Annotated in this window: 21 protein-coding genes; 17 read left to right on the forward strand and 4 right to left on the reverse strand. The window is 73.2% G+C overall.

Features of this window, described 5'->3' with window-relative positions; all coding sequences use genetic code 11:
- Window positions 1–17 precede the first annotated feature (17 nt).
- Window positions 18–1,928: an MFS transporter gene (locus tag SACE_RS02930; protein WP_009945168.1), complete on the reverse strand. Its 1,911-nt coding sequence runs from the start codon at window positions 1,926–1,928 to the stop codon at window positions 18–20.
- Window positions 1,929–2,039: 111 nt separating this feature from the next.
- Window positions 2,040–2,843, reverse strand: coding sequence for a glutaminyl-peptide cyclotransferase (locus tag SACE_RS02935; protein ID WP_081468282.1), 804 nt, complete (start codon window positions 2,841–2,843; stop codon window positions 2,040–2,042).
- 117 nt (window positions 2,844–2,960) lie between these two features.
- Here SACE_RS02935 and SACE_RS35835 point away from each other — a divergent pair, with 117 nt between their 5' ends.
- From SACE_RS35835 to SACE_RS02990, 11 genes are all read left to right on the forward strand, one after another.
- Window positions 2,961–3,797, forward strand: coding sequence for a DUF3027 domain-containing protein (locus SACE_RS35835; RefSeq protein WP_037304115.1), 837 nt, complete (start codon window positions 2,961–2,963; stop codon window positions 3,795–3,797).
- Window positions 3,794–6,748 carry a sacsin N-terminal ATP-binding-like domain-containing protein gene (locus tag SACE_RS02945; RefSeq protein ID WP_009945165.1) on the forward strand — a complete coding sequence of 985 codons (2,955 nt, stop codon included), beginning with the start codon at window positions 3,794–3,796 and terminating at the stop codon, window positions 6,746–6,748. The genes SACE_RS35835 and SACE_RS02945 overlap by 4 nt, the downstream gene beginning before the upstream one ends.
- Window positions 6,749–7,393: 645 nt before the next feature.
- The gene (locus tag SACE_RS02950) at window positions 7,394–8,593 is read left to right on the forward strand and encodes a helix-turn-helix domain-containing protein (RefSeq protein ID WP_009945163.1); all 1,200 of its coding nucleotides are present in this window, start codon (window positions 7,394–7,396) and stop codon (window positions 8,591–8,593) included.
- Window positions 8,594–9,305: 712 nt separating this feature from the next.
- Complete coding sequence (locus tag SACE_RS02955; protein ID WP_009945162.1) at window positions 9,306–11,132, forward strand: ABC transporter ATP-binding protein; 1,827 nt, start codon at window positions 9,306–9,308, stop codon at window positions 11,130–11,132.
- Entirely contained in the window at window positions 11,125–11,577 is a 453-nt protein-coding gene (locus tag SACE_RS02960; RefSeq protein ID WP_231849913.1) for a GNAT family N-acetyltransferase, read from the forward strand. Before SACE_RS02955 ends, SACE_RS02960 begins: the two co-directional genes overlap by 8 nt.
- Complete coding sequence (locus tag SACE_RS02965; RefSeq protein ID WP_009945159.1) at window positions 11,574–14,246, forward strand: aldehyde dehydrogenase family protein; 2,673 nt, start codon at window positions 11,574–11,576, stop codon at window positions 14,244–14,246. The genes SACE_RS02960 and SACE_RS02965 overlap by 4 nt, the downstream gene beginning before the upstream one ends.
- Window positions 14,243–15,925 (forward strand): thiamine pyrophosphate-binding protein, encoded by a 1,683-nt coding sequence (locus SACE_RS02970; RefSeq protein ID WP_009945157.1) that lies wholly within the window; start codon window positions 14,243–14,245, stop codon window positions 15,923–15,925. Before SACE_RS02965 ends, SACE_RS02970 begins: the two co-directional genes overlap by 4 nt.
- Entirely contained in the window at window positions 15,909–16,466 is a 558-nt protein-coding gene (locus SACE_RS02975) for a hypothetical protein (RefSeq protein ID WP_011873102.1), read from the forward strand. Before SACE_RS02970 ends, SACE_RS02975 begins: the two co-directional genes overlap by 17 nt.
- Window positions 16,463–17,611: a beta-ketoacyl synthase N-terminal-like domain-containing protein gene (locus SACE_RS02980; protein ID WP_009945155.1), complete on the forward strand. Its 1,149-nt coding sequence runs from the start codon at window positions 16,463–16,465 to the stop codon at window positions 17,609–17,611. Before SACE_RS02975 ends, SACE_RS02980 begins: the two co-directional genes overlap by 4 nt.
- The gene (locus SACE_RS02985; RefSeq protein ID WP_009945154.1) at window positions 17,605–18,345 is read left to right on the forward strand and encodes a phosphatidylserine decarboxylase; all 741 of its coding nucleotides are present in this window, start codon (window positions 17,605–17,607) and stop codon (window positions 18,343–18,345) included. Before SACE_RS02980 ends, SACE_RS02985 begins: the two co-directional genes overlap by 7 nt.
- The gene (locus SACE_RS02990) at window positions 18,342–19,268 is read left to right on the forward strand and encodes a dimethylarginine dimethylaminohydrolase family protein (protein ID WP_009945153.1); all 927 of its coding nucleotides are present in this window, start codon (window positions 18,342–18,344) and stop codon (window positions 19,266–19,268) included. The genes SACE_RS02985 and SACE_RS02990 overlap by 4 nt, the downstream gene beginning before the upstream one ends.
- Before the next feature lie 104 nt (window positions 19,269–19,372).
- Here the strand turns inward: SACE_RS02990 and SACE_RS02995 are convergent, their stop codons facing one another.
- Window positions 19,373–19,660: a DUF2530 domain-containing protein gene (locus SACE_RS02995; RefSeq protein ID WP_009945151.1), complete on the reverse strand. Its 288-nt coding sequence runs from the start codon at window positions 19,658–19,660 to the stop codon at window positions 19,373–19,375.
- 50 nt (window positions 19,661–19,710) lie between these two features.
- Between SACE_RS02995 and SACE_RS03000 the strand changes: the two genes are divergently transcribed.
- From SACE_RS03000 to SACE_RS03010, 3 genes are all read left to right on the forward strand, one after another.
- Window positions 19,711–21,171 (forward strand): NCS2 family permease, encoded by a 1,461-nt coding sequence (locus SACE_RS03000; protein WP_009945149.1) that lies wholly within the window; start codon window positions 19,711–19,713, stop codon window positions 21,169–21,171.
- A gap of 94 nt (window positions 21,172–21,265) precedes the next feature.
- The gene (locus tag SACE_RS03005; protein ID WP_009945148.1) at window positions 21,266–21,700 is read left to right on the forward strand and encodes a MarR family winged helix-turn-helix transcriptional regulator; all 435 of its coding nucleotides are present in this window, start codon (window positions 21,266–21,268) and stop codon (window positions 21,698–21,700) included.
- Between the two features lie 25 nt (window positions 21,701–21,725).
- Window positions 21,726–23,066 carry an MFS transporter gene (locus SACE_RS03010; RefSeq protein WP_011873103.1) on the forward strand — a complete coding sequence of 447 codons (1,341 nt, stop codon included), beginning with the start codon at window positions 21,726–21,728 and terminating at the stop codon, window positions 23,064–23,066.
- Window positions 23,067–23,088: 22 nt separating this feature from the next.
- Here the strand turns inward: SACE_RS03010 and SACE_RS03015 are convergent, their stop codons facing one another.
- On the reverse strand, window positions 23,089–23,622 hold the full coding sequence (locus SACE_RS03015; protein ID WP_009945146.1) for a GNAT family N-acetyltransferase: 534 nt from the start codon (window positions 23,620–23,622) through the stop codon (window positions 23,089–23,091).
- Window positions 23,623–24,044: 422 nt separating this feature from the next.
- Between SACE_RS03015 and SACE_RS03020 the strand changes: the two genes are divergently transcribed.
- Genes SACE_RS03020 through SACE_RS03030 form a run of 3 tightly spaced genes read left to right on the forward strand, consistent with a single transcriptional unit; the run spans window position 24,045 to window position 26,009 of the window.
- Window positions 24,045–24,692 (forward strand): DUF998 domain-containing protein, encoded by a 648-nt coding sequence (locus SACE_RS03020; RefSeq protein ID WP_009945145.1) that lies wholly within the window; start codon window positions 24,045–24,047, stop codon window positions 24,690–24,692.
- A 19-nt stretch (window positions 24,693–24,711) separates the two neighbouring features.
- Complete coding sequence (locus SACE_RS03025) at window positions 24,712–25,071, forward strand: BlaI/MecI/CopY family transcriptional regulator (RefSeq protein ID WP_009945143.1); 360 nt, start codon at window positions 24,712–24,714, stop codon at window positions 25,069–25,071.
- Window positions 25,068–26,009, forward strand: coding sequence for a M56 family metallopeptidase (locus tag SACE_RS03030; RefSeq protein WP_009945142.1), 942 nt, complete (start codon window positions 25,068–25,070; stop codon window positions 26,007–26,009). The genes SACE_RS03025 and SACE_RS03030 overlap by 4 nt, the downstream gene beginning before the upstream one ends.
- Window positions 26,010–26,018: the final 9 nt, after the last annotated feature.

Consider the following 26,018-nt stretch of genomic DNA (forward strand, 5'->3'; position numbering starts at 1 on the left):
GGCAGACGTCACCGCGATCAGGTCGCGGTGCGGGCGGCCTCCGGAGAGCCCCGCCGCCAGAACGTCCTCGCCGGCAGCGAGCCGCCGCGCCCGGCGACCACGGTCTGGGCCAGCGCGAGCGCGAGCAGCACCGCGACGACCGTGAAGCCGATCCAGTACACCGGGGGCAGCAGCACCCCGAGCGCTCCGCCGAAGACCCAGCTCAGCTGCAACACCGTCTCCGAGCGGCCGAAGGCCGAGGCGCGCGACGCCTCGGGCATGTCCCGCTGGATCACCGCGTCCAGGCAGACCTTCGCCAGCGCGCTGCAGGTCGCGCCGACCAGGCCGACGACCACCGCCATCGGCAGCCCGGCCAGCAGCGCCGCGCACACCGTGACGGCCAGCGCGCTGCCGAGGCAGGCCACGATCAGCCGGTCGGGCTTGCCGAACGACATCCGGGCGCCGGCACCGTTGCCGAGGAAGCTGCCCAGCCCCGCCGCGCCGCCGACCATGCCCAGCAGCAACAGCTGCATGAACGGATCGGTCTGGGTGCCCTGCTTGATCACGAACGCGGCGAACAGCGTCAGGAACCCGGTGAGCAGCCGGATGCCGCCGTTGCCCCACAGCGCGACGACGACGTGACCGGTCAGCGGGGTGCGTTCCGCGCGGCGCGGGTGCGAGCTGATCGAGGCGGGCACCTCGCCCTCGGTGCTCTCCACCCAGGAGGGGATGCGCAGGCAGAGCCACACCCCGCAGGCCGCCATCGCGGCCATGAACCACAGCGCGCCCTCCGACCCCAGAAGCCACGCGAAGCCCGACGCCACCGCGCCGAACACGCCGCCCGCTGCCATGCCGAACGTGGTGAGCCTGGAGTTCGCGGTGGTCAGCGTGATCGCCCGCGGCAGCACCCGGGGCGTCATCGCAGCCTTGAGCACGCCGAAGGACTTCGACAGCACCATGCAGCCCAGCGCCGCCGGGTAGAGCAGCCAGCTGTTGAAGTTCAGCGCCATGACGGCCGCCAGCAGCACCCGGATGCCGAACGACGCCGCGAGCGCCAGCCGCCTGCCCCGCTGCAACCTGTCGAGCGCGGGGCCGATGACCGGCGCGATCACCGCGAACGGCGCGACAGTGATCAGCAGGTACAGGGCGACCTTGTCCTTGCTCTCGCCGGTCGCGGCGGAGAAGAACAGGGTGTTGGCCAGGGCGACGGCCATCGCCGCGTCGACGGCGTAGTTGCCCATGACGGCGTAGGTGAAGCGCGCCAGGCCCGACCGGTCGGCGCCGTCGGCGTGCGCGGCGGAGAAGAACAGGCGCATCGCGCGCTGGGTGAGGTCGCGGCTGCGCCAGGCTGCGACGCGCGTGACGGTCAGCTTGCGCGGCGGCGCGGTCCCGCGCGGTCGCTCCGGCCCGTCGAAGTCGTCGGGGTCCGCGCGCTCGTCGGGCTCGTCGCGGTACGAGTGGTGGTCGCGGGGCAGCGGGGGAAGCCGGGAGGTGCGGTACCGGGGGCGGTGCTCGTCGTCGTCCCACGGGTAGCGGCGCTGCGGCGCCTCGAAGCGGTGCTCGCTGCGCTGCGCCTGGTCGGCCTCGGCGTGCTGTTCGCGCCGGCGGGTCCACTTGCGGCGCTGACCGCCTTCGCGGGTGGGCTTGCCGCGCGAGTCGCTTTCGCGGGTCCACTTGCCGCGCCGGTCGTCTCCGCGGGTGGACTTCCCGCGCGAGTCGTTTTCGCACTTGCCGCGGGAGTCGCTTTCGCGAATGGGCTCGCCCAGGTCGGGTTCGCGAGTGCGCCCGTCGGGCGGTTCCTCCGCGCGTGCGCGCGCGTAGCGCGCGGAGAAGTCGGAGACCTCATCGCGCTCACGCGCACTCAGCCCGTCGTAGTCGCCCCGCTTGCCGCGCTGGCCGGCGCCCCAGCCCGCACGGCCGCGCGGCCGCTGATCACGCCGTCCGCCCATACCGCCATCCTGCCCCACCCGGGACCGGTATCCGACGTCGACCGACACGCCGAGGCCCCGACACGCCGGGTGGCCGCGTTTCCACCACGTCCCAGCGTCCGTCCCGCCCGCTCACGCGGGGGCGAAGCGGACGCGGTAGAGGTGCGGCCAGTACTTGCCGGTGATCAGGAACTCGTCGGTACCGGGCACCGCCGCGATGCCGTTGAGGACGTCGGCGCCCGCGCGCTCCTGCGGGCTCAGCAGGCCCGACGCGTCCACGACCGCGGTGGCCTGCCCGGTCGCCGGGTCGATGCGCAGGATCTGGTCGGTGTGCCAGACGTTGGCCCAGACGTGGCCGCCCGCGCACTCCAGCTCGTTGAGGTCGCCGACCTCCTCGCCACCGGCCCGGACGGTCACCTCGCCGGTCGGGGCGAAGGTGGCGGGGTCGCGGAAGGTCAGCCGGGAGCTGCCGTCGCTCATGACCAGCCGGGCGCCGTCGTGGCACAGCCCCCAGCCCTCGCCGGTGTAGCCCACTCGGCGCAGCTCGCGCAGGCTCGCCCGGTCGCGCTCGATCGCGACCCCTTCCTGCCACGTCAACTGCCATATACGGTCACCCTCGACGGTGATGCCCTCGCCGAAGAGCTCCGGTGGCAGCCGGTCCTCGCGGTGCACGGCTCCGGTGGCCGGGTCGGTGGCCCGCATCCGGGAGCCGCCGTAGGTTCCGGTGCCTTCGTAGAGGGTGCCGTCGGCCAGTTCCAAGCCCTGGGTGAATGAGGAGCGGTCGTGCGGGAGCACGTTGATCACCTCGACACGAAGGTGTGGCAGGCTTCCCGCGTGCCCAACGCCCTCATCGGACTGCTCGCGGTGCTGCTCGCCGTCGCGCTCCGCTGGTTCTGGCGGCGCGCACGCCAGCAGCCCCAGGCAGCAGACGAGCATCCCGCCGGCCAGCACACGTCCCGTGTTGAACAAGCGCACCCCGAAAGCCTGACACGGGCGCAGGCGTCGCGGATGCCGTACGGCACAATCGAGCACGTGACGCCTTTGCCTGCTCCGATGACCAGCCCAGGCGCGTCGTTCGACGAACCTGTCGAGCCCGCCGGCGTGCCCGCGCGCCCGGATCCGGTGCTCGTCGAGGCCGTCGGCATCGCCCGCGAGGCGGCGGAGGACGAGGCCGCGCCGGGTGACGACCCGATCGGCTCGCCGGTGCTGACGGTGGACGCCGAGGGCGGCGACCCGGTCGGCGAGCACGTCGGTTTCGAGCCCGAGGGCGAACACGCGCTCACCCACTACTTCGAGTCGAACTACCCCGGCTACGTGGGCTGGCGCTGGGCGGTGACGGTCGCGGCGGTGCCGGGCGAGCCGGTCACCGTCAGCGAGGTCGTGCTGCTGCCCGGTCCGAGCGCGCTGACCGCGCCGGAGTGGGTGCCGTGGGCCCAGCGCGTCCGGCCGGGCGACCTGGGCGCGGGCGACCTGCTGCCCAGCGGCCCCGACGACCACCGGCTGGCACCGGCCTATCTCGCAAACGACGATCCCGCGGTGGAGTCCCTGGCCAGGGAGGTCGGGCTGGGCCGCGAGCGGGTGCTGAGCCGGGAGGGCCGGCTGGAGGCCGCCGAGCGCTGGCACGGCGGCGAGTTCGGCCCGCACTCCGAGATCGCCAGGCTGGCCCCCGGCGCGTGCGGGACCTGCGGGTTCTTCATGCAGCTCGCGGGTTCGATGGGCGCGGCCTTCGGGGTGTGCGCCAACGAGATCGCCCCTGCCGACGGCCGCGTCGTGCACGCCGAGTTCGGCTGCGGCGCGCACTCGGAGGCCGAGGTCGACACGTCCTCGACGGTGCCGGTGGCCGAGGTCGTCTACGACGACGCCACCCTGGACTTCGAGCCGCGAGGGTGAACGGGACCGACGTCTTCGGCACTGCCGAGCTGCGGCAGGCGGTGCTCCAGTCGTGGCGGTCGTCGCCCACGCGCTTCCGCGAGGACGCCAACGCCGAGGAGGACCTGCGGCTGGGCGGCTACCGCGACCGGCTGCTGGTCGAGCTGGCCCAGAACGCCGCCGACGCGGCCGGGTCCAAGGGCGTGCTGCGCGTGCGGCTGGCCGACGGCGAGCTGCGCGTGGCCAACACCGGTGAGCCGCTGACGGCCGAGGGCGTGGCGGGCCTGGCTTCGCTGCGCGCGTCGGCGAAGCGCGAGGGTTCGACGGTCGGCCGCTACGGCGTGGGTTTCGCCGCGGTGCTCGCCGTTTCGGAGGAACCGCGCGTGGTGTCGTCGTCCGGTTCGGTGACGTTCTCGGCGGAACGCACCAGGCAGGAGGCGGAGCGGCTGCCCGGCCCGGCCGAGGAGCTGGCCGCCCGCGCCGGCGAGGTGCCGGTCCTGCGGCTGGTGTGGCCGCTGGAAGACGTGCCGCCGGAGGGTTTCGCGACCGAGGTCAGGCTGCCGCTGCGCTCGGGTGTCGACGCGGACGCGTTGCTGGAGTCCTTCGCCGAGCAGGCTTCCGGCCTGCTGCTCGCGTTGCCCGCGCTCACCGAGATCCACATCGGCGAGCAGACCTGGTACCGCACCGACGAGGGCCGGGACCGCGTCGTCGTGCACGGCCCGCGGGGCGCCGAGCGCTGGCAGGTCCAACGCGGCGCCGGGCAGGTCGGTGAGGCCGCGCTGGCCGGGCTCGGGGTGGAGGCCAGGCGGGACACCGGGTGGTGGGTCTGCTGGGCCGCTCCGCTCGACGCCGACGGCGTGCCGGCGCCGCTGGAGCGAGACGTGCTGCACGCCCCGACCCCGACCGACGAGCGGCTGTCGCTGCCCGCGCGGCTGCTCGCGAGCGTGCCGATGGAGGCCGACCGGCGCCGCGCGGCGGCATCGCCTGCCACCGACCAGGTGCTGGTCCGCGCCGCCGAGTGCTACCCGGAGCTGGTCGCCCGGATCGCCCCCGAGCACCGGCCCGCGCTGGTGCCGCTGCCGGGCTTCCCGATGTCCGATGTGGACGACAAGCTGCGGCAGGCGGTGACCGACCGGCTGCGGGTCGCCGAGTGGCTGCCGCGCGCCGGCGGCGGGCTGGTCGCGCCGCTGGAGGCGCGGGTGCTGGACCAGGCGCTGCCGGAACTGGCCGAGCTGCTGCGCGACGCCGTGCCGGGGCTGCTGACCGCCGAGATGGCCGAGCTGCGGCACCGCGCGGCGCTGAGCGCGCTGGAGGTCCGGCGGCTCGGCCCGGCCGAGATCGTGCAGGCCGTCACCGGCCTGGAACGCCCGGCTCCGTGGTGGAACCGCCTGTACGAGGCGCTGCGGCCGATCGCGAGCGCGGACAGCCAGGCGCGCGAGGAGTTCGCCGCGCTGCCGGTCCCGCTGGCCGACGGCCGCACCGTCACCGGCGTGCGCGACGTGCTGCTCGGCTCCGACGCCGACCCGGCGGGCGTGCTGTCCACACTGGACATATCGGGGCTGCGCATCGTGCACCCCGAGGCGGCGCACCCGATGCTGGAGGAGCTGGGCGCGCGCCCGGCAGGCCCGGACGAGCTGCTCGACTCGCCGTCGCTGGCCGAAGCGGTGCGCGGCAGCGTCACCGACGCCCACACCAGCGTCGACGCCAGGGCGCTGGCCGACGCCGTGCTCGGCCTGGTCGAGCGGTCCCGCCCCCGCGACTGGCTCGGCGCGCTGGCGCTGCCCGACTCCGAGGGCGGCTTCCGCCGCGCCGACGAACTGCTGCTGCCCGAGGCCGCCCTGCGCGAGGTGCTGGCCCCGGACGCCCCGCTCGGGGTCGTGGACGCCGAGTTCGCCGCCCGCTGGCCCGCCGGTCTGCTGCGCTCCATCGGCGTCATCGACTCGTTCGTCGTGCACGTCGAGGAGGAGCCTGCCGAGCCCGACACCGGTTTCGCCGACGCCGAGCGGTGGTGGCTCGACAACGAGGCCGAGCAGCACGACCAGTGGCCGCCCGACCGCTTCGTCGGCATCCGGGACCTCGACCTGGTCGCCGAGGACGCCTGGCCCGCCGCGCTCCGGCTGCTGGCCGAGGACCCCGACACCCTGCGCGCGCTGCGCGACCCCGCCGGCTACCCGGCCTGGTGGATCGCCCGCCACGCGTCGCTGGCCGGGCTTCCGCCGCGCCACTGGCGGCTGCCCGCAGCCGAGGAGATCGCCGGTCTCTACGACCCGGTTCCCGACGTCGGCCTGGACACCGAGCAGCTCCGCCTGGCCGGCGTCCGCGACGCGATGCGCGTCGACGACGCGGCCGACGCCGCGGACCTGATCGAGCGCCTCGGCGACGTGGACCGCGCGTTGCGGGCGGGTACCGCGCTTCGCGCGCACCGGGCGCTGGCCGACGCGGTCGCGTGCGGGGTCATCGACGCCTCGGAGATCGAGCCGCCGCACTCGGTGCGGTCGCTGTCCGGCGCCGTGGTCAGCGCGGAGCGCGCGGCGGTGCTCGACGAGCCGTGGATGCTGGGCGTGCTCGACGCGCCGCTGCTGGTCTCCGGCGGCAGCCCGGACCAGTTCGACGCAGAGGCGCTGGCGGAGCTGTTCGACCTGCCGCTGGCGTCGGAGGAGAACGCCATGCAGGTCCAGGGGCCGGGGCGCGCCCAGCGGTGGGGCGACGTCGCGCGCGTCGCCACGTCGTGCGAGCTGCTGGGCATCGCGGTGCCGACCGGCGAGGTCACGCTGCACGACACGCTGGTCGTCCAGGCCGCGACCACCGGCCACCGGGTGCACTGGTGGGTGGACACCGGGGGCACCGTGCACGCCGAGCGCACACCGGACGGTCTCGGCCGTGCCCTGGCGTGGGCGGCGGGGAGCTGGGGCGAGCGGTTCGCCCTCGGGGCGCTGCTCGCCGACCCGGAAGCGACGACGCTGCTGCGCTAGTCACCTCGGCCGACGGGCGCTGTTGCGCTGGTCGTCGGCGGACGGCGTTGGTGCGCTGGTCGTCGGCGGACGGCGCTGCGTCGGCGCCTGTTTCGGATGGCGCTGCGCCGGCGCCGGTTGCGGCGGGCTCGAACGATCGCCGGCGCGCACCCCGCGCCCGGGGTGCGCGCCCTTCCGCGGGCGCCGCCGCGGTCTCACCTGCTCGAGACGGAGGCGGAGGCGTCCAGCCGGACGCATTTGTCGCAGCCGCTGCGCCGGTGGCGGCAGGACGGTTCGGCTATCGGGACCCCGCACACCGTCTGGTCCTCGTTCTCCCGCCTGATGTGCACTATTCCGTCGGACGTGGTGTGCGTCGGACCGAAGATCATGAGGCCACCTGCCGCCGCCGGTCGCATGCGGGCCGGCGGACTGCTCCGGACGGCGCCTCCGCGAGTGGTCCGTTCCCCAGGCACCGGCACATGGCCAATCACATCCCCTCTTCTGTTACAGGCTGTGCTGGTACAACTACGAATCTAGAAGTGCGCCATCACATGGAGTGACAGCGAAGTGACAGTCCTCGTCTGGGAAGTCACGGATCGTGTCGCGGGGCGCGGTATGCACGTAGCCTGTCGAGTGCCCTCGTCGACCTTCGCGTAGGAGGCCAGCATGCCGTCCACCGGTTCCGGGCTGACCATCGGTGAGCGATTGGCGATGGCCCGCAAGGTCGCGGGACTCAGCCAGCACGCCCTCGCCACCCGTGCCGCGTACAGCGTGAGCATGGTGCGGGCGGTGGAGCAGGGCAGGGAGCCCGCGTCGCCCGCGTTCGTCGCGGCGGCGGCCCGCGCGCTGGGCATCGAGGCCGAGGAGCTGTACGGGCAGCCCTACCGCGAGCTGCTCGGCGACGACGGGGGAGTGGACGGGCTGTTCGAGCTCCGGACCCTGTTCGCCGAGGGCTGCTACGTCGAGCCGCTGGTCCCGGCTCCGCTCGACGAGCTCGACGCCGAGATGCGGCGGATCCGGCAGATGCGCCACACCGACCGCGCCCGGCAGGCGATCGAGACGATGCACGTGCTGCTGCGCCAGATCTACGGCGCGGTGCGAGAAGCGTCCGCCGAGGAGGACCGCGAACGCGCGTACCGGTTGCTGGCGCAGGGTTATGCCAACACGGCGCAGATGCTGTACCGGTTCGGCTGGCTGGCGCTGGCGACCCAGGCGCTGGACCGGATGGAGCTGGCCGCCGAGCGCTCCGGCGGACCGCACCTGCTCGCCCACGCCACCCAGCAGCGGGCGCTGCTGCTGATGTCGCACGCGTCCTACGACGTCGGCGAGCGGCTGGTCGAGCGCTCGCTCGCGCTGCTGGAGCGCGAGGAGGAGAGCGAGGGCGTCCTGGCGTTGCGCGGATCGGCGCACCTTCGCGGCGCGATCATCTGCGCCCGCAAGCACGACGAGACGCGGGCCCGGGAGCACATCGCGCACGCCCGCCGGTACGGCGCGCGGATCGGGCGCCAGTCCAGCGCCTACGACACCAGCTTCGGGCCCGGCAACGTGGAGATCCACGACACCGCGGTCTCGCTGGAGGTCGGCGACCCGTGGCGGGCGGCGCGCGACGGATCGGCGCTGGACATCCCCGCCGACGTGGCGCCCACGCGGGCGGGACACCACTGGCAGGACGTCGCTCGCGCCTGGGTGCTCTCGGGCGAGCACGGCAAGGCGCTCCGGGCGTTGAACAAGGCCCGGTCCATCGCGCCGCAGCAGACGCGCTACCACCCGCAGGTCCACGAGACGGCGCGGCTGATCGCCCTCGCCGAGCGCCGCAAGTCCGACAGCATCGCGCACTTCACGGCCTGGCTCGGCATCAAGGTCTGACCGCCAGGGCAGCCCGGTTCCCTCTCGCGCCGGGCACGTTTTCCGGTGTGGGCAACCGCGTTCACCCCACGGAGGGCGGAACGCGGGTCGGAAATTCACCGTGACGCGTTCACCGGAAATGCGTGAATGCTCGGTCGGGGGACGCGTCGAACGCCCCCTGGAGTGTTCGCGCTATTGCCGAAAGGTCGATTCGGGTGCGCCTTCCGTCGCCACCTCGGCATTTCCGCCCGGCACTCGACGGAACGTCCGGAGCGAATGACGCGCCCCTCGCCGAATGGTGCCGCGCACCGCGATGACGAATGGCGTTCGAGTGATCGCGGCTCTACTCATCGGCCGATGCCACGCCGAAATCCGCGCTAGTCCAAGCGGGTGACCAGCGCACACGGCTTCCGGGAGGGGTCGTTTCGATTGCGAATTGCCCTTCTGGAAAAGGCCGGAAGTGAATCGGGTGCGGACTCGCGGACGGATCACCGGATTGAGTAATGGGAAGTGCGCGGGCCCCGCGACTGCCGTAATTTCGGCAATGGCAGTGCGGGTTCGCATGCTCGTGAGCCTCCCGCGCGCTCCCCGAACCCTCCGACTCATCCGGAAGGTGGTGCCGTCACAGCAACGCGTCCGGCGATCCGCCGGAGCCTGGGCACGCGTTCGGCACGGCAGGCACCTCCCGGTCGAACCCCGATCGCTTTCCGCGCATCCGATCACAGGAGAACAAATGGAGCCGGACGCGGCGTCGCGACCGACGTCGTCCCTCAGGACCCTCATCAGCAGGCTCGCGCCCTTCCGGGGCGCGCTGACCGTGGTCCTCCTCCTCGAGCTCGGCACCCGCGCCGCGGCGCTGATCCAGCCGCTGGCCGCACGCGCCGTCGTGGACGGCGTCGCGGCGCGCGCCGACCTGATGTGGCCGATCGCGGTGCTGGGTGCGGTCGCCATCATCGGCCTCTGCCTGAACTACGCGGGCTTCTACCAGCGCGGCAAGCTGAGCGAGCGCTTCGTGCTGGGGCTGCGCAAGGCGATGGCCGGACGGATCGTCGGCGCACCCGTGTCCTACGTCGAGTCCCGGTCAACCGCCGACCTGGTCTCGCGCGTCGGCGCCGACAGCACCCTGATCCAGCAGACGACGGTCAAGGCGCTGGTGGACCTGGTCGTCGTGCCGCTCACCGTGGTGGCGGGCATCGTGCTGATGCTGACCATCGACGTGTTCCTCGCGCTGGTGGTGATCGTCCTGCTCTCGGTCGCCGGGCTGGCCGAGGCCGGGGTGTTCCGGCGGGTTGTCGTCGACACCGAAACCGCCCAGGAGCACGTGGCCGGGCTGACCGGCGTGGTGCAGCGGGTGCTGCTGGCGTTCCGCACGGTCAAGGCGTCGCGCAGCGAGCGGCGGGAGGCCGAGTCCTTCGACCGCAACGCCGACTCGGCCTACCGGGCGAGCGTGAAGGCCGTCCGGACGGGGGCGCTGGCCGACACGGTGGCCTACGCCGCCGTCGACTTCACCTTCCTGGTGACGCTCGCGGTCGGCGTGGTGCGGGTGAGCACCGGCAGCGTCGGCGTCGGCGACCTGGTGGCGATCCTGCTCTACGTCGTCTACATCCAGGAACCGGTGGAGGCGCTGACGAACTCGGCGGGCAAGCTCTCCGAGGGCCTGGCCGCCCTGCGGCGCATCACCGAGCTCCTCGACGCGCCGCAGGAGACCGACACCGCGGCCGCCCCGGCCAGGACCGAGGTCCCGGCGGTGTCCAACGGCTCCAAGCCCCCGGCGTCGCGGCGGTCGGTGCGGTTCGACCAGGTGTGGTTCGGCTACGGCGACCAGCCGGTGCTGCGCGACGTGTCCATCGAGGCGGTGCCGGGGCTGACGGTCCTGGTCGGGTCGTCCGGCGCGGGGAAGACCACGCTGCTCAGCCTGGCGGAGCGGTTCGTGGAACCCGAGCGGGGCGCGGTCCTGCTCGACGGAGCCGACGTCCGCGACCTCCCGCTGGCGGAGCTGCGCGGCCGCGTCGCCTACGTGCAGCAGGAAGCCCCGCTGCTCGGCGCGACCATCGGGGAGGCCGCCACCTACGGCGTGGACGACGTCGACGAGGAGCGGTTGCGGCGCATCCTGGAGTCGGTCGGCCTCCGGACGTGGATCGAGGGACTGCCGCTCGGACTGGACACCGAGGTCGGCGAGCGCGGCGTGCAGATCTCCGGCGGCCAGCGCCAGCGGCTGGCCGTGGCGCGGGCGCTGGCCCGCGACAGCGAGGTCCTGCTGCTGGACGAGGCGACCTCGCAGCTCGACCCGCTCAACGAGCAGAACCTCGTGCGGTCGCTCACGCGCGACTTCCGCGACCGCGTCGTCATCGCGGTCACGCACCGGATGCCGATGGCCTACCAGGCCGACCAGGTCATCATGCTCCGCCACGGCTCGGTCCACGCCCGCGGTACGCACGACGACCTGCTGTCGGACCCGCACTACCGGCAGCTGATCGCGTCGCCGTCGGCCGGTTCCCCGGAGCTGGCGGAGCAGCTGACCGCGTCCGGGGAGGACGGGCGGGGTGAGCCCGGTGCCTGAGGACTACACGTGGCGATCGCCGCGAGCCGGCGACGCGGGGCGCGGGGAGTCGATGATCCGGGGCGTGGCCGTGCGGGACCGGCCGACCCTGGAGAGCACGGCGGCCGATTTCGCCGAAGCCCTCGGCGAGACCGACCTGACGAGCGACGGCTTCGGCGTCTTCCGCGGCGAGGCGCTCGTGGGCTACTCGCTTCTGCGGTCGGGGCGCGACGGCAGGTGGTACGAGGTCCAGCGATGCGTGCACGGTGAGCACCGGGGCCGCGGCCTGGGAACCGTGCTGCTCGGCTGGGGGCGCGCCCAGGCCGCGCAGCGCCGTGCGGTGGCGGGAACCGCCGGCGAGTTGCGCGTGTGGTGCCCGGACCACAGCGCGGCGCGGAAGTCGCTCGGCGAACTGCCCGGCAGGGCCGCCCGGGTGACGAGTGAGCCGCTGCTGGAGCCCCGGTGACCGGCGGGCTGCTGGCGGCGAACTCGGTCCGCCCCTGGGCCGAGTTGGAGCGCGCCGCATGCGGAATCGCCGAGGGGCTGCGCGAGCGCGGGGTCCGGACGGCCGACCGCGTCCTGCTCTGCGGCGACAACTCGGCGGAGTACGTGCTCGTCCTGCTGGCGCTGATGCGGCTCGGGGCCTCGATCGTGCTGACCGACCACCGGCAGACGCCGCAGGAGGCGCGCCGTGCCGCGGACGTGGCCCAGGTGCGCTGGACCGTCGCCGACGCCGGTGTCGCGACCTCCGCCGGGCGGCGGCTGGAGATCACCGAGCTCGTCGAGGACCGGCCGGACGCGGGTACCGCGGAGCTGTCGCTGCGGGACTGGTACTGCCTCCCGGACGGACTCATCACGTGGTCCTCGGGCACCCGCGGTCCGGCCAAGGGCGTCGTCCGCTCCGGGAAGTCCTTCCTGGACAACGTCGAGCGGTCGCGGCGGCGGATGGGCTACCGCCCCGACGACGTGCTGATGCCGTTGCTGCCGTTCTCCCACCAGTACGGGCTGTCGATGGTGCTGCTGTGGTGGCAGGTCCGGTGCTCCCTGCTGGTGGCGCCCTACCGGCGGCTCGACCACGCGCTGGAGCTGGGCGGCCGCTGGGGGGCCACGGTGCTCGACGCGACGCCGATGACCTACCACAGCGTGCTCAACCTCGGCGCCGGTCGCCCGGGGCTGCTGAGCGCGCTGCGCACCGTGCGGATGTGGTGCGTCGGCGGTTCTCCGCTCAGCCCCGCGCTGGCCGACCGCTTCCGCGCCGCGACCGGACGGCCGCTGCTGGACGGCTACGGCAGCACCGAGACCGGCAACATCGCCCTGGCCGCGCCCGGCGACGAGACCGGGTGCGGGCACCCGCTCGACGCGGTCGAGGTCCTGGTGCTCGACACCGGGGGCGCCGTGGCGGCGCCCGGGCGGCTCGGCGAGATCGCCGTGCAATCGCCGGACCTGACCAGCGGGTACCTCGAACCCGACGGCGGCGTCCGCCCGCTCCCGCCCGGGCCGCACCGGACCGGGGACGTCGGGTTCGTCGACGAGGACGGCCACGTCTTCGTGCTCGGCCGTCGCGGCGCGGTGCACCGGATGGGGCACACGCTCTACCCGGATGTTCTCGCGCACAAGGCCGCCGCGTGCGGGGCGCCGGTCCACGTGCTGGCCACCGAGGACGAGCGAACCGGGTGCCAGCTCGTTTTCGTCGTCGCCGACCCGCGCCTGCGCGCCGGCGGGTACTGGCGCAGGCGGATCCAGGACGTGCTGCCTTCCTACGAGCATCCCAACCGCGTTGTCGTCGTGGAGGAAATGCCGTTGAACAGCAATGGGAAGCCCGACACCGGACAGCTCGACCGGCTCCTGCGCGGCACCGCGTCCGGCGGGGCCTCCAGCCCGGCGGTCCCCGCCCAGACCCGTCGCGGCCCCACCCCGCGCAACGCTCGCATCCCGTTCGCCGAGCGCCTGGACGCGCTGCGGGCGGTGGAGGACTTCCTGCGGAACGAGCGCGGCGCGGTGCTCGACGTCCTCACCGAGATCTCCCCGCTCAAGACCGCCGAGAGCGAGCTCGCCAGCTCGCTGGCCACGCTGGCCGGTGCCCGCGCCGAGGTCGAGCGCCACGGCCCGCGGCGGCTGTCCCGGCTCGCGGTCTTCATGCCGTCCAACGTGCTCTGCTACTCCTACGTGCTCTACCTGCTGGTGCCCGCGCTCTACGCGGAGCGGATCGCCTTCCGGGCCTCCGCGCAGGTCGGGGCCCCCGCGCGGCGGCTGCACGAGCTGCTCGCCCCGGTGCACGGCCTGCCGGTCCACCCGCACCAGGTGAGCCAGCGGCGCTTCGTCGACGAGCCGGTGTCGGAGGCCGACGTCGTGGTGTTCACCGGCGCCTACGACAACGCCGAGCAGATCCGGTCCCGCCTGCGCCCCGAACAGCTCATGCTGTTCTTCGGCCAGGGCGTCAACCCGTTCGTCGTCGCGTCCGGCGCCGACCTCGACCTCGCGGTGGCCGACGCGGTCCGCATCCGGATGCTCAACTCCGGGCAGGACTGCTTCGGGCCGGACGTGTTCCTGGTCGACGCGGCGGAGGCGGACCGCTTCGTCGAGCTGCTGGTGAAGCGGCTGGGCGAGCTGCGCTACGGCGACTACCGCGACGCCGACGCCGACTACGGGCCGCTGTTCTACGACAGCGCGCTGCAGAAGGCCACCGAGTACCTGCGGCGCAACCACGAGCGGATCGTGTTCGGCGGCCGGGTCGACCTGCGCGACCGGCATCTGCACCCGACCGTGCTGGTGCGTTCGTCCAGCGACGATCTGGTGGTCGAGGAGCTGTTCTCGCCGATCTTCAACGTCGTCGTGCACCACGACCGCGAGCAGCTGCGGGCGGTGCTGCGCACGCCGTTCGTCACCGACCGGGCGATGGCGGCGATGGTCTACGGCGACGACCCGGAGACGGTGGAGCTGCTGGCCAGGCGCCACCAGGTCTGCCACAACCGCAGCATCCTCGACGCCGAGAACGGCAACCGCCCGTTCGGCGGGCACGGGATCGTGGCGAACTACGCGGCCCACCGCGGCAGGCGGGTCGCCGAACCGCTGCTGGTCTCCAAGGCCGTCGCCGACCACCTGTCCGCGGCCTCCGACGTGATCGGTGGCCGGTGACCGTGGAAAGCTTCCCCAACGCCTGGCACGCCGTCGTGGACCACCTGCGCGAAGCCGGCGTCTCCGTCCTGTTCGGACTGCCCGGCGACGACCTCGAAGCGCTTTGCGCGCTGGAGAAGGCAGGCATGCGGATGGTGCTGTGCCGGGACCAGCGCAACGCGGTGTGCATGGCAGCCGGTTACGCGATCCAGTCCGGGCGGCCCGGAGTGTGCGTGGTGGGCAAGGGCCCGGCGGTGGCGAACGCGGTCGGCGGGCTGCTCGAGGCGCGCAGCGCCGGCGCGCCGGTGGTGGTGCTGGCCGGAGGCACGGGCACCGACCGCCGGGGCAGCGGCGCGTTCCAGGAGCTCGACCAGGTCCCGCTGGTGACGCCGGTCGTGAAGTGGGCGCACCGGATCGACCACCCCGACCGGGTCGTGCCCGCGGTGGAGAAGGCGTTCCTGCTCGCCGGGGCGGGTGCCGCGGGCCCGGTGTACCTGGAGATCCCGGACCACCTGGCGCACGTGCCGGTCAACCGGTTCCGGGAGTGGACGCCGCCTGCCCTGGTCGGCGCGACCGCGGTGCCCGGCACCGGGCCGGCCGTCGCCGCGCTGGAGGCGAGCCGGCGTCCGGTCCTGCTGGTGGGCGGGGGAATGCGGCACCGCAACGGGGACGGGGCCGTGGAGTCCTTCGCCGACACCGCCGGTGCGGCCGTGTTCAGCACCGCGTCGGGCCGCGGCACCGCGTCGGAGGAGCACCCGCTGTTCTGCGGGCTGTCCGGGCTCTACTGCCCGGAGGCCGCCGCCGAGCTGTGGCGCACCACGGACCTGGTGGTCGCGGTGGGCACCGCGCTGGAGGAGACCGCCACCTACGGCTGGGACGGGGCCATCGGCGCCGAAACCCCTGTCGTGCAGGTGAATTGCGACGCGGGCGGTCTGTCGACCGAGTACGGCGGCCTCCGCGTGGTGGGCGACGGTGCCGACGTGCTGGGCGCGTGGACCCGTGCGCTGGCATCGAAGCCCCCGGACGAGTCGTGGCTGGCGGCGATCGCGCGCTGCCGCGCCGACGTGTGGGCGCACACCGAGGACCGGCTGGCGCGGATGGCGGCTGACGACGGCCTGCACGTGGCCGAGGTGCTCGCGGCGATCGACGCGGTGGCGCCGCCGTCGCGGATCCTGGTGCAGGAGAACGGACTGCAGGACATGTGGTCGTACTTCTACCCGTACCACGTGTGCCGCACGCGCGGCGGAAGCCTGGTCCCCTCGGAGCAGACCACGCTCGGCTTCGGCGCTGCCGCCTCCGCGGGCGCCAGGCTCGCCGCGCCGGACCGCCCGGTCATCGCCTTCGTCGGCGACGGCGCGTTCGCCACCGTCCGCTCCGAGCTGCCCGCCCTGCGCCGCGAGGGCGTCGGCGTGGTCTACGTCGTGCTGCGCAACGGCGGTTACGGCTGGCTCCACGCGCAGGTCACCAGCCGGGGCCTGGACCACCGGCTGCACCCGTTCGCCGCCGACGAGGAGGAGCAGCCGGAAGGCGCGGTCGTCAGGCAGAAGTCCCAGCTCGAAGACGCGCTGCGGGACGCGCTGGCCACCTGCGAGCAAGGCGGCGGGCCGGCGATCGTCCACATCGACGTCCAGCTCACCGACACCCCGCCCGGCATCACCGGACTCGACGGAGATTTCCCCAGCCATGCCAACGAGATCTGACGCGGTCGTGGTCGGCACGACCGCACCGGTGCGAAGCGCGGACGCGCGTGTGGTCGGCGGCTGCGAGTCGACCGCGGCGGCGGTCACCGCGACGTTGGGGGCCGCGATCGCCACGCTGCCGGACGAGGCCGGCACGTCCGTTCCGGTGCTCGTGCTGGCCGACGCCTACAGCCGGTGGGCGGCCCGGCGCTTCGCCCGCCGCTGCGCCGACCCCGCGCGGCGGTTGCGCCCGTCGGACTCGACGGGCCTGGAAACCTCGGAGCTGCTCAGGAAGTTCGCCATCGCCAGCGGCTGGCGCGGTCCCTGCTACCTGCTGGCGGGTTCGGACGCGGCGGAGTTCCTGGAAACGGGCCGTGCTTTCGCCGCGACCGGTCCCGTGGTGCTGTGCGAAGTGGCGCCGCTGGACACCGACGCCCTCGACGACCCGGGCTGCACGGTCACCGCTGTGGTGCTGACCGGTGCGGACTCGGTGCTCGACATCCCGCAGGCGCCACCCGGCGCACTCCTGGCCGCCGCCGGATCGGCGGGTGGTCGGGGATGACGGACGTGGTGATCACCGGGCTCGGCCTGGTCACGCCGTTCGGCCCGGGCGCGGGCGTGTTCTGGGAAGCCCTGCGCACCGGCCGCTGCGCGCTCGCGGCGCCCGCACGCTTCGACCTGCCGTCCGAGCACGGCGAACCGGTCGGCGAAGTACCACCGGACGCGGTCGTCGGCGTGCCGCGCAAGCGGGCGTACCTCGCCGCCGCGTTGTCGGAGGCGCTGGAGTCGGCGGGTTCGTCGGGGCTGCCCGACGACGCGCTGCTGGTGCTGGTCGGCCAGGCCCCTTGGGAGCCGGGCGACGACCCGGACTGGCACGAGTTCGTGGGTCCGGTGCAGCCGCGCGCGGCGCGCACGACGTACCTGACGCACGCGTGCGCGTCGGCCGCCTTCGGCATCGGCTTCGCCCGGGACGCCATCCGGGCGGGACTGACCGGAACCGCCGTCGTCGCGGGCGGCTCCGCGCTCAACCGCTACGAGTACGCCAGCCTGCAGGCGGTCCGCGCGATCAGCCGGTCGGCCGCGCGTCCGTTCGACCGCGCGCGGTCGGGCATCAGCATCGGCGAGGGCGGCGGAGCCGTCGTGCTCGAGGACGCGAGCCGCGCGGCCGCGCGGGGAGCCGCGACGGACGTGCTGGTCGCCGGAGCCTGCCGGCGGGTCGGTGCGGGCAAGTCGGCGGCCTCGGACGCCGGCCTGATCGAGGAGTGCGTTCGCGAGGCCCTCGCCGACGCGCGGGTGGACCGGCTCGACCACGTGCACGCGCACGCGACCGGGACGCCGCAGGGCGACCAGGCCGAGCTGGCCGCGCTCGAAGCCGTCGCCGCCGCGCTCGGCCACGACGACCTGCCGGTCAGCTCCCACAAGGGCGCGATCGGCCATCTGCTGCACGTCTCGTGCCTGCCTGCCGTCGTCGCGGCCGTCAAGGCGTTGCGCACCGGCGAGACGCCACCCACCGCAGGGCTGGCCGACCCCGAACCCACCAAGCGGCTGCGGCTCGCGCCCGGCCGCATCCCGGTGGACGAACCGGCCACCGCGGCCGTGACCAGCTTCGGATTCGGGAGCAACAACAGCACCGTCGTCCTCGCCAGGCGTCCCAACCAACCGGCTGGCCATCGCCGTGCCGAACCGATCGGACGACCGACATGGTGAAGTCGCTGCGCCGCTGGATCGAAGAGGACGTCAAACCGTTCCGCGACGAGCCGGTCAGGTGGTTGTCGGAGCAGCACTTCTTCCGCGACCCGCTGCGCCCGGTCCACGCCGACCCGGACGTGTTCCTCTCACCTGCCGACGGGGTGATCCTCTACCAGGATTTCCTCGACCCGGACGAGCCGGTCGTCGACATCAAGGGCAGCCCCCACACGGTCCGCGAGGCCCTGCGCGACGACTCCTACGCCGAGCGCAGCCTGGTGATCGGCATCTTCATGTCGTTCTACGACGTGCACGTCAACCGGGTGCCCTACTCCGGTCGCCTGTCCTACCGCGAGCTGGCCCCCATCGACACCTTCAACCGTCCGATGCTCGACGTGGAGCACGAACTGCTCGAGGAACTGCGGATCCCGGTCGGCGGTTCGGAGTACCTGCGGCACAACCAGCGCGTGGTGAACCGCATCGACGTCGGAGCGCTGCACCTGTCGTATTACGTCCTGCAAATCGCCGACTACGACGTCAACCGCATCACGCCGTTCGTGCTCGGCCAGCAGCGAGCGGTGCTGCAGGGCACGCGGTTCTCGCAGATCCGGTTCGGCTCGCAGGTCGATCTGGTCATCCCGCTGTCCGGCGAGCACGACCTCGTCCCGCTCTGCCTGCCGGGTCAGCACGTCGAGGCAGGAGTCGACGCGCTCGTGCGCATCGACCGGAGACGGCCCGGAGAGGAGCAGCGGTGACGACCACGAGCGAAGTGCAGTCCCCGCGCAACCCGTCGGAGTTCGAAGGACCCGCGTTCCTGCTGAACGCGCCCTTCTCCTTCTCCGCCGAGGTTTACGGCGACACCGACGACGGGCGCCGCCGCCCCGACTCGCGGCGGGCGATGGCGCAGTTCCTGTCGCTGTACCGGTTCCTGGCCGCCGAGAGCCTGGTCTACCTGCTGCCCACGCCGCGGGCGGACGGTCTTCGGGACCTGGTTTTCACCGCGAACCTCGGCATCGTGCTGGAGCACCTTCCCGAACGCGACACCGTGGTCCTCGCCAACTCCGGCCGGCCTCGTGCGGGTGCGAGGGCGGTGGCGGCGAGCTTCTTCGAGTCCATGGGATATCGCGTGGTGGTTCCCGAGAGAGCGTTCGAGGGCGAGGCCGCGCTCAAGCACCTCCACGGCAACGTCTACGTCGGCGGGTACGGGTCCTGTTCGCAGCGCGAGAGCTACGAGTGGATGGAGCGCACCCTCGACATGACCGTGGTGCCGGTGGCGCAGCACGGTCCGCTCCTGCGCCGACTGGACCGCGCGCTCTTCCCGATCACTCGCGAGCAGACGCTGGTCTGCACCGGCGTGCTGGATCAGGACGAGCTGCGCCTGCTGGAGAAGCACACCGAGGTGGTCGACGTCTCGGTGGCGGGTGCCGGAGCAGGGCTGTGCGGATCCCTCCGGCTCGACAACCTGATCCTCAACGCCTCGCACATCCACGAGCTCGCGGCGGGCAGCGAGGAGTACTGGCGGGAGCTCGCGAAGAACCGCGAGCTGGAGGACGTCGCAACCCGGCTGGGGTTCGAGATCGCGCTGATCAACCTGAGCGAGTACCGCAGGAGCGGGGCGCAGCTCTCGTGCATGGTGATGCACCTGAACCGGCACGCCTACCGGTACAGCCAGCTCTGAGCGCCCGTTTTCGGACTCACCTCGCGTGGCGGTGCCGGTGGCGAGGGCGGGCCGAGCGGCTGCGCCGCTTCGAAGCTCTGAGGCGCGGCCGGGACGGAAGATGTTCAGCCATCGAGCCCCGACAGCCCCTTCCACGCCCCGCGCGACCCGCGGCGGGACGCCGACCGCTGCCAGCGGAAGACCCCGTAGCCGATGACGCCCAGCCCGCAGCCGACGGCGCTGGTCCAGAACTGGATGCTCCCGGGGTCGGTGACGGCGAACACGACCGCCCCGGCGCACCACAGCACGGTGCCTGCCAGCACCACCGGCGTCGGCTCGGCGAGCCTGCGCGGCAGGGCGGGCACGTGCCGGTGCCCGAACGCGGCGGGGGCGGATTCGCTGTCGTCTACCACGTCAGGCAGGCTACCTGGGTAACCAGCAAGAACGCCGGGGAAGCGGGTAGATGAGCAACACCACCAGACAGCCGGTACTGGACCGTTACTTCAAGATCACCGAGCGTGGTTCCAGTATCGCCCGCGAGGTGCGCGGCGGAGTGGTCACCTTCGTGACGGTCGCCTACATCATCGTGCTGAACCCGCTGATCCTCGGCAGCTACTCGGCCGAAGACGCCACCGCCAAGCGCGACGTGCTCGGCAACATCCTGCCGGTGCCGCAGGTCGCCGCGGTGACCGCGCTGGTCGCGGGTGTGATGACCGTCCTGTTCGGCCTCATCGCGAACTACCCGTTCGCCATCGCCGCCGGGCTGGGCATCAACACCCTGCTGGCGGTCACCATCGCCCCGCAGGTCACCTGGCCGGAGGCGATGGGCCTGGTGGTGATCGACGGAATCATCATCCTGGTCCTGGTCGCCACCGGGTTCCGCACGGCGGTGTTCAACGCGGTGCCGCCGGAGCTGAAGGCGGCCATCGCGGTCGGCATCGGCGTGTTCATCAGCTTCGTCGGCCTGGTCGACGCCGGGTTCGTGCGGCGGCTGCCGGACGAGGCCAACACCACGGTGCCCGTCGGTCTCGGCATCAACGGCTCCATCGCGTCGTGGCCGACGGCGGTGTTCGTGTTCGGGCTCGTGCTCACCGCGGTGCTGGTGGCGCGCAAGGTGCGCGGCGCGATCATGATCAGCGTCGCGGTCAGCACCGTGCTGTCCATCGTGGTCGAGACGATCGTGCGGGTCGGCCCGTCCAAGGGCGTCAACCTCTACGGCTGGAACCTCGGCTACCCGGCGCTGCCGGAGAAGGTGATCGACCTGCCCGACCTGTCGCTGGTCGGCGACGTCTCCTTCGGCGCCCTGACCCGGCTGCCCGCGCTCGCCGTGGCGATGCTGGTGTTCACGCTGGTGCTGGCGAACTTCTTCGACGCGATGGGCACCATGACCGGCCTGGGCAAGGAGGGCAACCTCGCCGACTCGCAGGGCAACCTGCCCGGCATCGGCAAGGCGCTGGCGGTCGAGGGCGCGGGCGCGGTCGCCGGCGGCCTGGGCTCGGCCAGCTCGAACACGGTGTTCGTGGAGTCGGCTTCGGGCATCGCCGAGGGGGCGCGGACCGGCCTGGCCAACGTGGTCACCGGGCTGCTGTTCCTGGCCGCGATGTTCTTCACCCCGCTGTACCAGGTGATCCCGGTCGAGGCCGCCGCCCCGGCGCTGGTGGTGGTCGGCGCGATGATGATGAGCCAGATCCGCCAGATCGACCTGTCGGACTTCACGGTCGCGTTGCCCGCCTTCCTGACGATCGTGGTCATGCCGTTCACCTACTCGATCGCCAACGGCATCGGCGCGGGCTTCGTCAGCTACGTGGTGATGCAGGTCTCCACCGGGCGGGGGCGCAAGGTGCACCCGCTGATGTGGGTCGTGTCCGCGGCGTTCGTGCTGTATTTCGTCGCCGGTCCCGTCAGTGATGCGTTCGGTGCCTGACCTGGGAGCCCGCTGGCGCTAGGCTCTTGCGAAATCGTGACCGTTCTGCACGGTTTCTGTCCGAATCGCCTAGATAGTTTGGTAGACTAACGACGTGTCCGAGATTGCCGAGCGCGAGCGCACCCTGGCCAGCAGGCTGCGGGTCGCGGTCGTCCGCCTGAACCGCAGGCTCCGGGCGCAGAGCACCGGTTCTGCGATCACGCTCTCCCAGCTGTCGGCGCTGTTCTGCCTCAACAAGGTCGGCCCGATGACGCCGGGCGAGCTCGCGGCCAAGGAGGGCGTGCAGCCGCCGTCGATGACCAGGGTGATCGCTGCCCTGGAGGACTCCGGGCTGGTGGTCCGGCGTGCCCATCCCACCGACGGCAGGCAGGCCATCGTCGAGCTGACCGACGCGGGCAAGGCCCGCATCGACGAGGAGGTGTCGGCGCGCGAGCGCTGGCTGGACCTCCAGCTCGCCGACCTCACCGAGGAGGAGCGCACGACCCTGTGCCGCGCCGCGGAGATCATCGACCGGCTGGCGAGCCGCTGACCCGGGAGGAGCTGACCGCGTAGCAGTGTCCGAGGAGACCTCGTTCCGGCCGGGAGCCCAGGCCCCCGGCGAGGTCCCGGACAACCTCACGCGGTCGTCCACATCGGACGCCACCGGTGGCGGTGGCATGTTCCGCTCGCTGCGCGAGCGCAACTACCGCTACTACGCGTCCGGGCAGGTCGTGTCGCTGACCGGCACCTGGATGCAGCGGGCGGCGCAGGACTGGCTCGTCCTGGAGCTCTCCGGCGGCAACGCGGCGGCGCTGGGCGTGGCGGTCGCGTTGCAGTTCATGCCCACCCTGCTGCTGACGCTGTGGGCCGGGGTGGCCGCCGACCGCTTCGACAAGCGCAGGCTGCTCATCGGTGTGCAGAGCGCGCTCGGCGCGTGCGGGTTCGTGCTCGGGCTGCTCGACGTCACCGGCGTGGTGGTGCTGTGGCACGTCTACGCGCTGTGCCTGGTGCTGGGCTGCTTCGCCGCGGTCGACGCACCGGTGCGCCAGTCGTTCGTGACCGAGATGGTCGGGCCCGCGCAGGTCACCAACGCCGTGGCGCTGAACTCGATGACGTTCAACCTGGCCCGCATCGTCGGGCCCGCGGTGGCCGGCCTGATGATCACCGCGGTCGGCACCGGCTGGGTGTTCCTGGCCAACGGCCTCAGCTCGGTCGCCGTGGTCACCGGGCTGGTGCTCATGGACCCGGCCAGGCTGCACCGGTCCGCGCCGCTGCGGGAGAAGCGCGGGCAGCTCGTGGCGGGCCTGCGCTACGTGCGCGGGCGCCCCGACCTGATCACGCTCATGGCACTGGTGCTCTGCATCGGCACCTTCGGGATGAACTTCGAGAACACGCTGGCGGTGCTGGCGCGCAACACCTTCGAGCGGGAGGCCGACGGCTACGGCCTGCTGATCACGATGCTCGCCGTCGGGACGCTCTCCGGCGCGTCGCTGGCCGCCCGCCGCAGCGCCCGCGGAGGGCCGCGCCTGCGGCTGGTGCTGATCGGTGCCGCGGCGTTCGGTGCGCTGGAGGTCGTGGCGTCGGTGATGCCGGGGTACTGGACGTTCGCGGTGGCGCTGATCCCGGTCGGCATCGCGGTGATGACCTTCACCACCAGCGCGAACGCGACGGTGCAGCTCTCGGTCGATCCGACCGTGCGCGGCCGGGTCATGGGGCTCTACATGCTGGTCTTCCTGGGCGGCAAGCCGCTGGGCGGGCTCGCGTCGGGCTGGCTGGCGGCGGAGCTCGGCCCGCGGTCGCCGCTGATGATCGGTGGCCTGCTGTCGCTGGCGGCCGCGCTCGTCGCGGCGGGTGTGCTAGCCCGCCGCAGAGCGCACGGTGGCCGCGTCGGGAGCCGCCGGGAAGGCGATTCCTAGAAGCCACATTCTGAAACACGTCCTAGCTGTACGAGATGCTGAGCGGTTTGACGTACCGGTGGACGGGGACGGCGACCGTTCCGGTGCGGGTCGGCGCATGGTGGACGATCCGCCCGGTGTCGTGCCACCCGTGCAGTTCGTAGAAGCGGCGGGCCTTGGTGTTGCCGGGGACCACGGCCAGCCATGCCTCGCGGTGTGCGGAGGAGAGCCGGGTTTCCGCGGCCTGCAGCAGAGCGGTCCCGACGCCGCGTCCCCGGGCGTCGCGTTCGACCGCGAGCTGCACGACTTCACCGTCGTCGGGGCCGACGATGACCAGGCCGATGAGGTTCCCGGCGTTCTCCGTCGCGACCGTGGTCACCGACACCCACCTGGCGGCGTAGTGCGCGAAATGGTCGGAGTCGCGCAACGCCATCAGCTCGTCGGGCACCCGGTCGCGGTGCCCGTCGAGCCAGGCCGTCTCCCACAGCGGGGCGACGGCGGGCAGATCGGCCGGCGTGGCGGCCCGCAGGAGGAACCCGGATGAGCCGGTCTCCCGAGGGAGCTGCGTGTGCGGCATGGCGTTCTCCGTCCTCGGAGTCGGCGGCCCAGCTTGTCACCGTCGTGACCTCCGACGCCAGTGACAGCCTTGGCATCGCGCCGGACGCCGGGCGCGGTTCTGAGGTCGGCCCCGGGCGTCTGACCGGCGATTTCCCGGCGCGCGGATCTCGTCTTGATCGAGGGGTTGCCCCTGCTCGCAGGTTAGGCTAACCTAATACCCGTCCGCTTCGTGGTGGGAGCGGCAGTCAGTTCGGGAACAGATCGGGCCCCGGCTTCTCCGGAAGCCGGGGCCCGTTCGCGTGGGTACCGGGTCCGGGGCCTGCTTCCCCTTGGAGCCGCCGGGCAGCGGGCCGCGTCGTCTCCCGCTGATCGCTGCCCCGCGTCGCACAGGTGCCGGCGAACCGGCCGTCGGGCCCCGGCTGCCGAAGTAGTGTGCGGCGCATGGGAAACGCCTCGCGCGCGCCGCGCGCGTCCTTCGCGTGCGGGTTGGCCGGCGCCGTGCTGTTCGTCGTCGTGTTCCTCGTCGCCGGTGCGCTGCGGCCCGGCTACAGCGCGCTGCGCCACCCGGTGAGCTCGCTCGCGCTCGGGGAGTCCGGCCGGGTGCAGAGTACGAGCTTCGTCGCGACCGGCGTGCTGATGTTCGCGTTCGCGGTGGGGGTGCGGCGCACCGCGGGCGGGCTCTGGCTGTCGCGGCTGCTCGGCGTCTACGCGATCGGCCTGGCCGGGGCGGGGTTCTTCCGGACCGACCCGATCAGCGGGTACCCGGCCGGCACGCCGGCGCTGGGGCAGAGCACGCTCACCGGGTCGCTGCACGACACCTTCTCCGCGCTCGTCTTCGCCGCGCTGCCGCTGGCGTGCGGGGTCCTGGCCCGCCGCTGCTTCAAGTCCGGCCGCACCGGCTGGGCCTGGTACTCGGTCGCGACCGCGGTGGTGTTCCTGGCCGGGTTCGTGCTCGCCGGCGTGGGCTTCGCCCAGAACGCCGCGCTGCTGCCGGTCGCGGGCCTGCTGCAACGGCTCACGCTCGTCGTGGGCTGGGTGTGGGTCGGCGCGCTCGCCGCGCACCTGCTGCGCCGGAGCGCGCCTGCATAGACTCGGCCCGGGAGGTGCCATGCTCGGTCTGGGTGAGCTGGAGCTGAAGGTGATGGACGTCCTGTGGTCGTCCGGTGAGCCGATGCGGGTCCGCGACGTGCTCGAGCGTCTCGCCGGCGAACGCAGGCTCGCCTACACCACTGTGATGACCGTGCTCGACCACCTGCACGGCAAGGGGTGGGTCCACCGGAGCATGACCGGACGCGCCTACAGCTACCGCCCGGCCCGCACTCGCGAGGAGGCGGGCGCGAACCTGCTGCGCGAGGTGCTCGACTCCTCCGGCGACGCCGAGTCCGTGCTGCTGCACTTCGCGCGCTCGGTGTCCGACCGCGAGTCCGAGGTGCTGCGCCGCGCCCTCGACAGGGGGCGCGAGTCGTGACACTGGCCATCGGGCTGCTCGCGGGCGCGGTCTTCATCGCCCTGTCCGGGCCGCTCTACCTGCGCGCCGTGGTGAGCCCGCGGGTGCGTCCGGGCGTCGCGCTGACGGTCTGGGTCGCCTCCGCCGCGGTCGTCGTCACCGGAGCGGTGACCGGTGCGGTCCTGCTGGTGCTGCCGCACCGCGGCGCGGCCGACCACCTGATCGGCATGGCCTGGACCTGCGTCAACGCCGTCCACGCCGGTGGCGAACCGGTGTGGGAGCACGTCCTGCGCCTGGGCGCGGCGCTGCCGGTTTTCGCCGCCACGGTTCGGACGCTGTTCGTCGCGTACCGCCTGACCAGGCGTGACGCCGGAAGGCGTCGGCATCACCTGCGGCTGCTGCGGGCCCTGTCCACCGCCGAACCTGATTCGGCGGTGCTGTGGCTGGAGCAGGCCACCCCGGTCGCCTACAGCCTCGGCGGCCGGCGCGGCGCGATCGTGGCGACCACCGGCGTCTCCCGGCTCGGCGCCGCCGAGCGCGACGCGATCCTCGCGCACGAGCGCGCGCACCTGTCCGGCAACCACCACCGCCTCGTGCTGATGGCCGACGTCCTCGCGCGGGCGCTGCCGTTCGTCCCGCTGTTCCGGGCCGCGCCCCCGATGGTGCGGGTGCTGGTGGAGCTCGCCGCCGACGCCGCTGCCGCGACGCGCTGCGGGCCGGGCCCGGTGCGGTCCGCCCTGCGCGCCGTGAGCGGGGCGGGGGTGCCCGCCGGTTCGCTGGCGATGTCGCGGGAGGCGGTGGAGCTGCGGCTGCGCTGGCTGGGCGCCGCGCGGGGTTCCCGGCGCGGGCGCACCGGCTACCTCGCGGCGGTGTTCGCCGCGGCCGCGCCCGCGATGGCCGCGGTCGGTGTCGTCGCCGGTCTGGTGCTGCTCTACTGCCTGTCCGACGGTCGGCTCTGAGTGTCTACT

Origin of the sequence: Saccharopolyspora erythraea NRRL 2338, from assembly GCF_000062885.1 — a bacterium.
Lineage (GTDB): Bacteria > Actinomycetota > Actinomycetes > Mycobacteriales > Pseudonocardiaceae > Saccharopolyspora_D > Saccharopolyspora_D erythraea.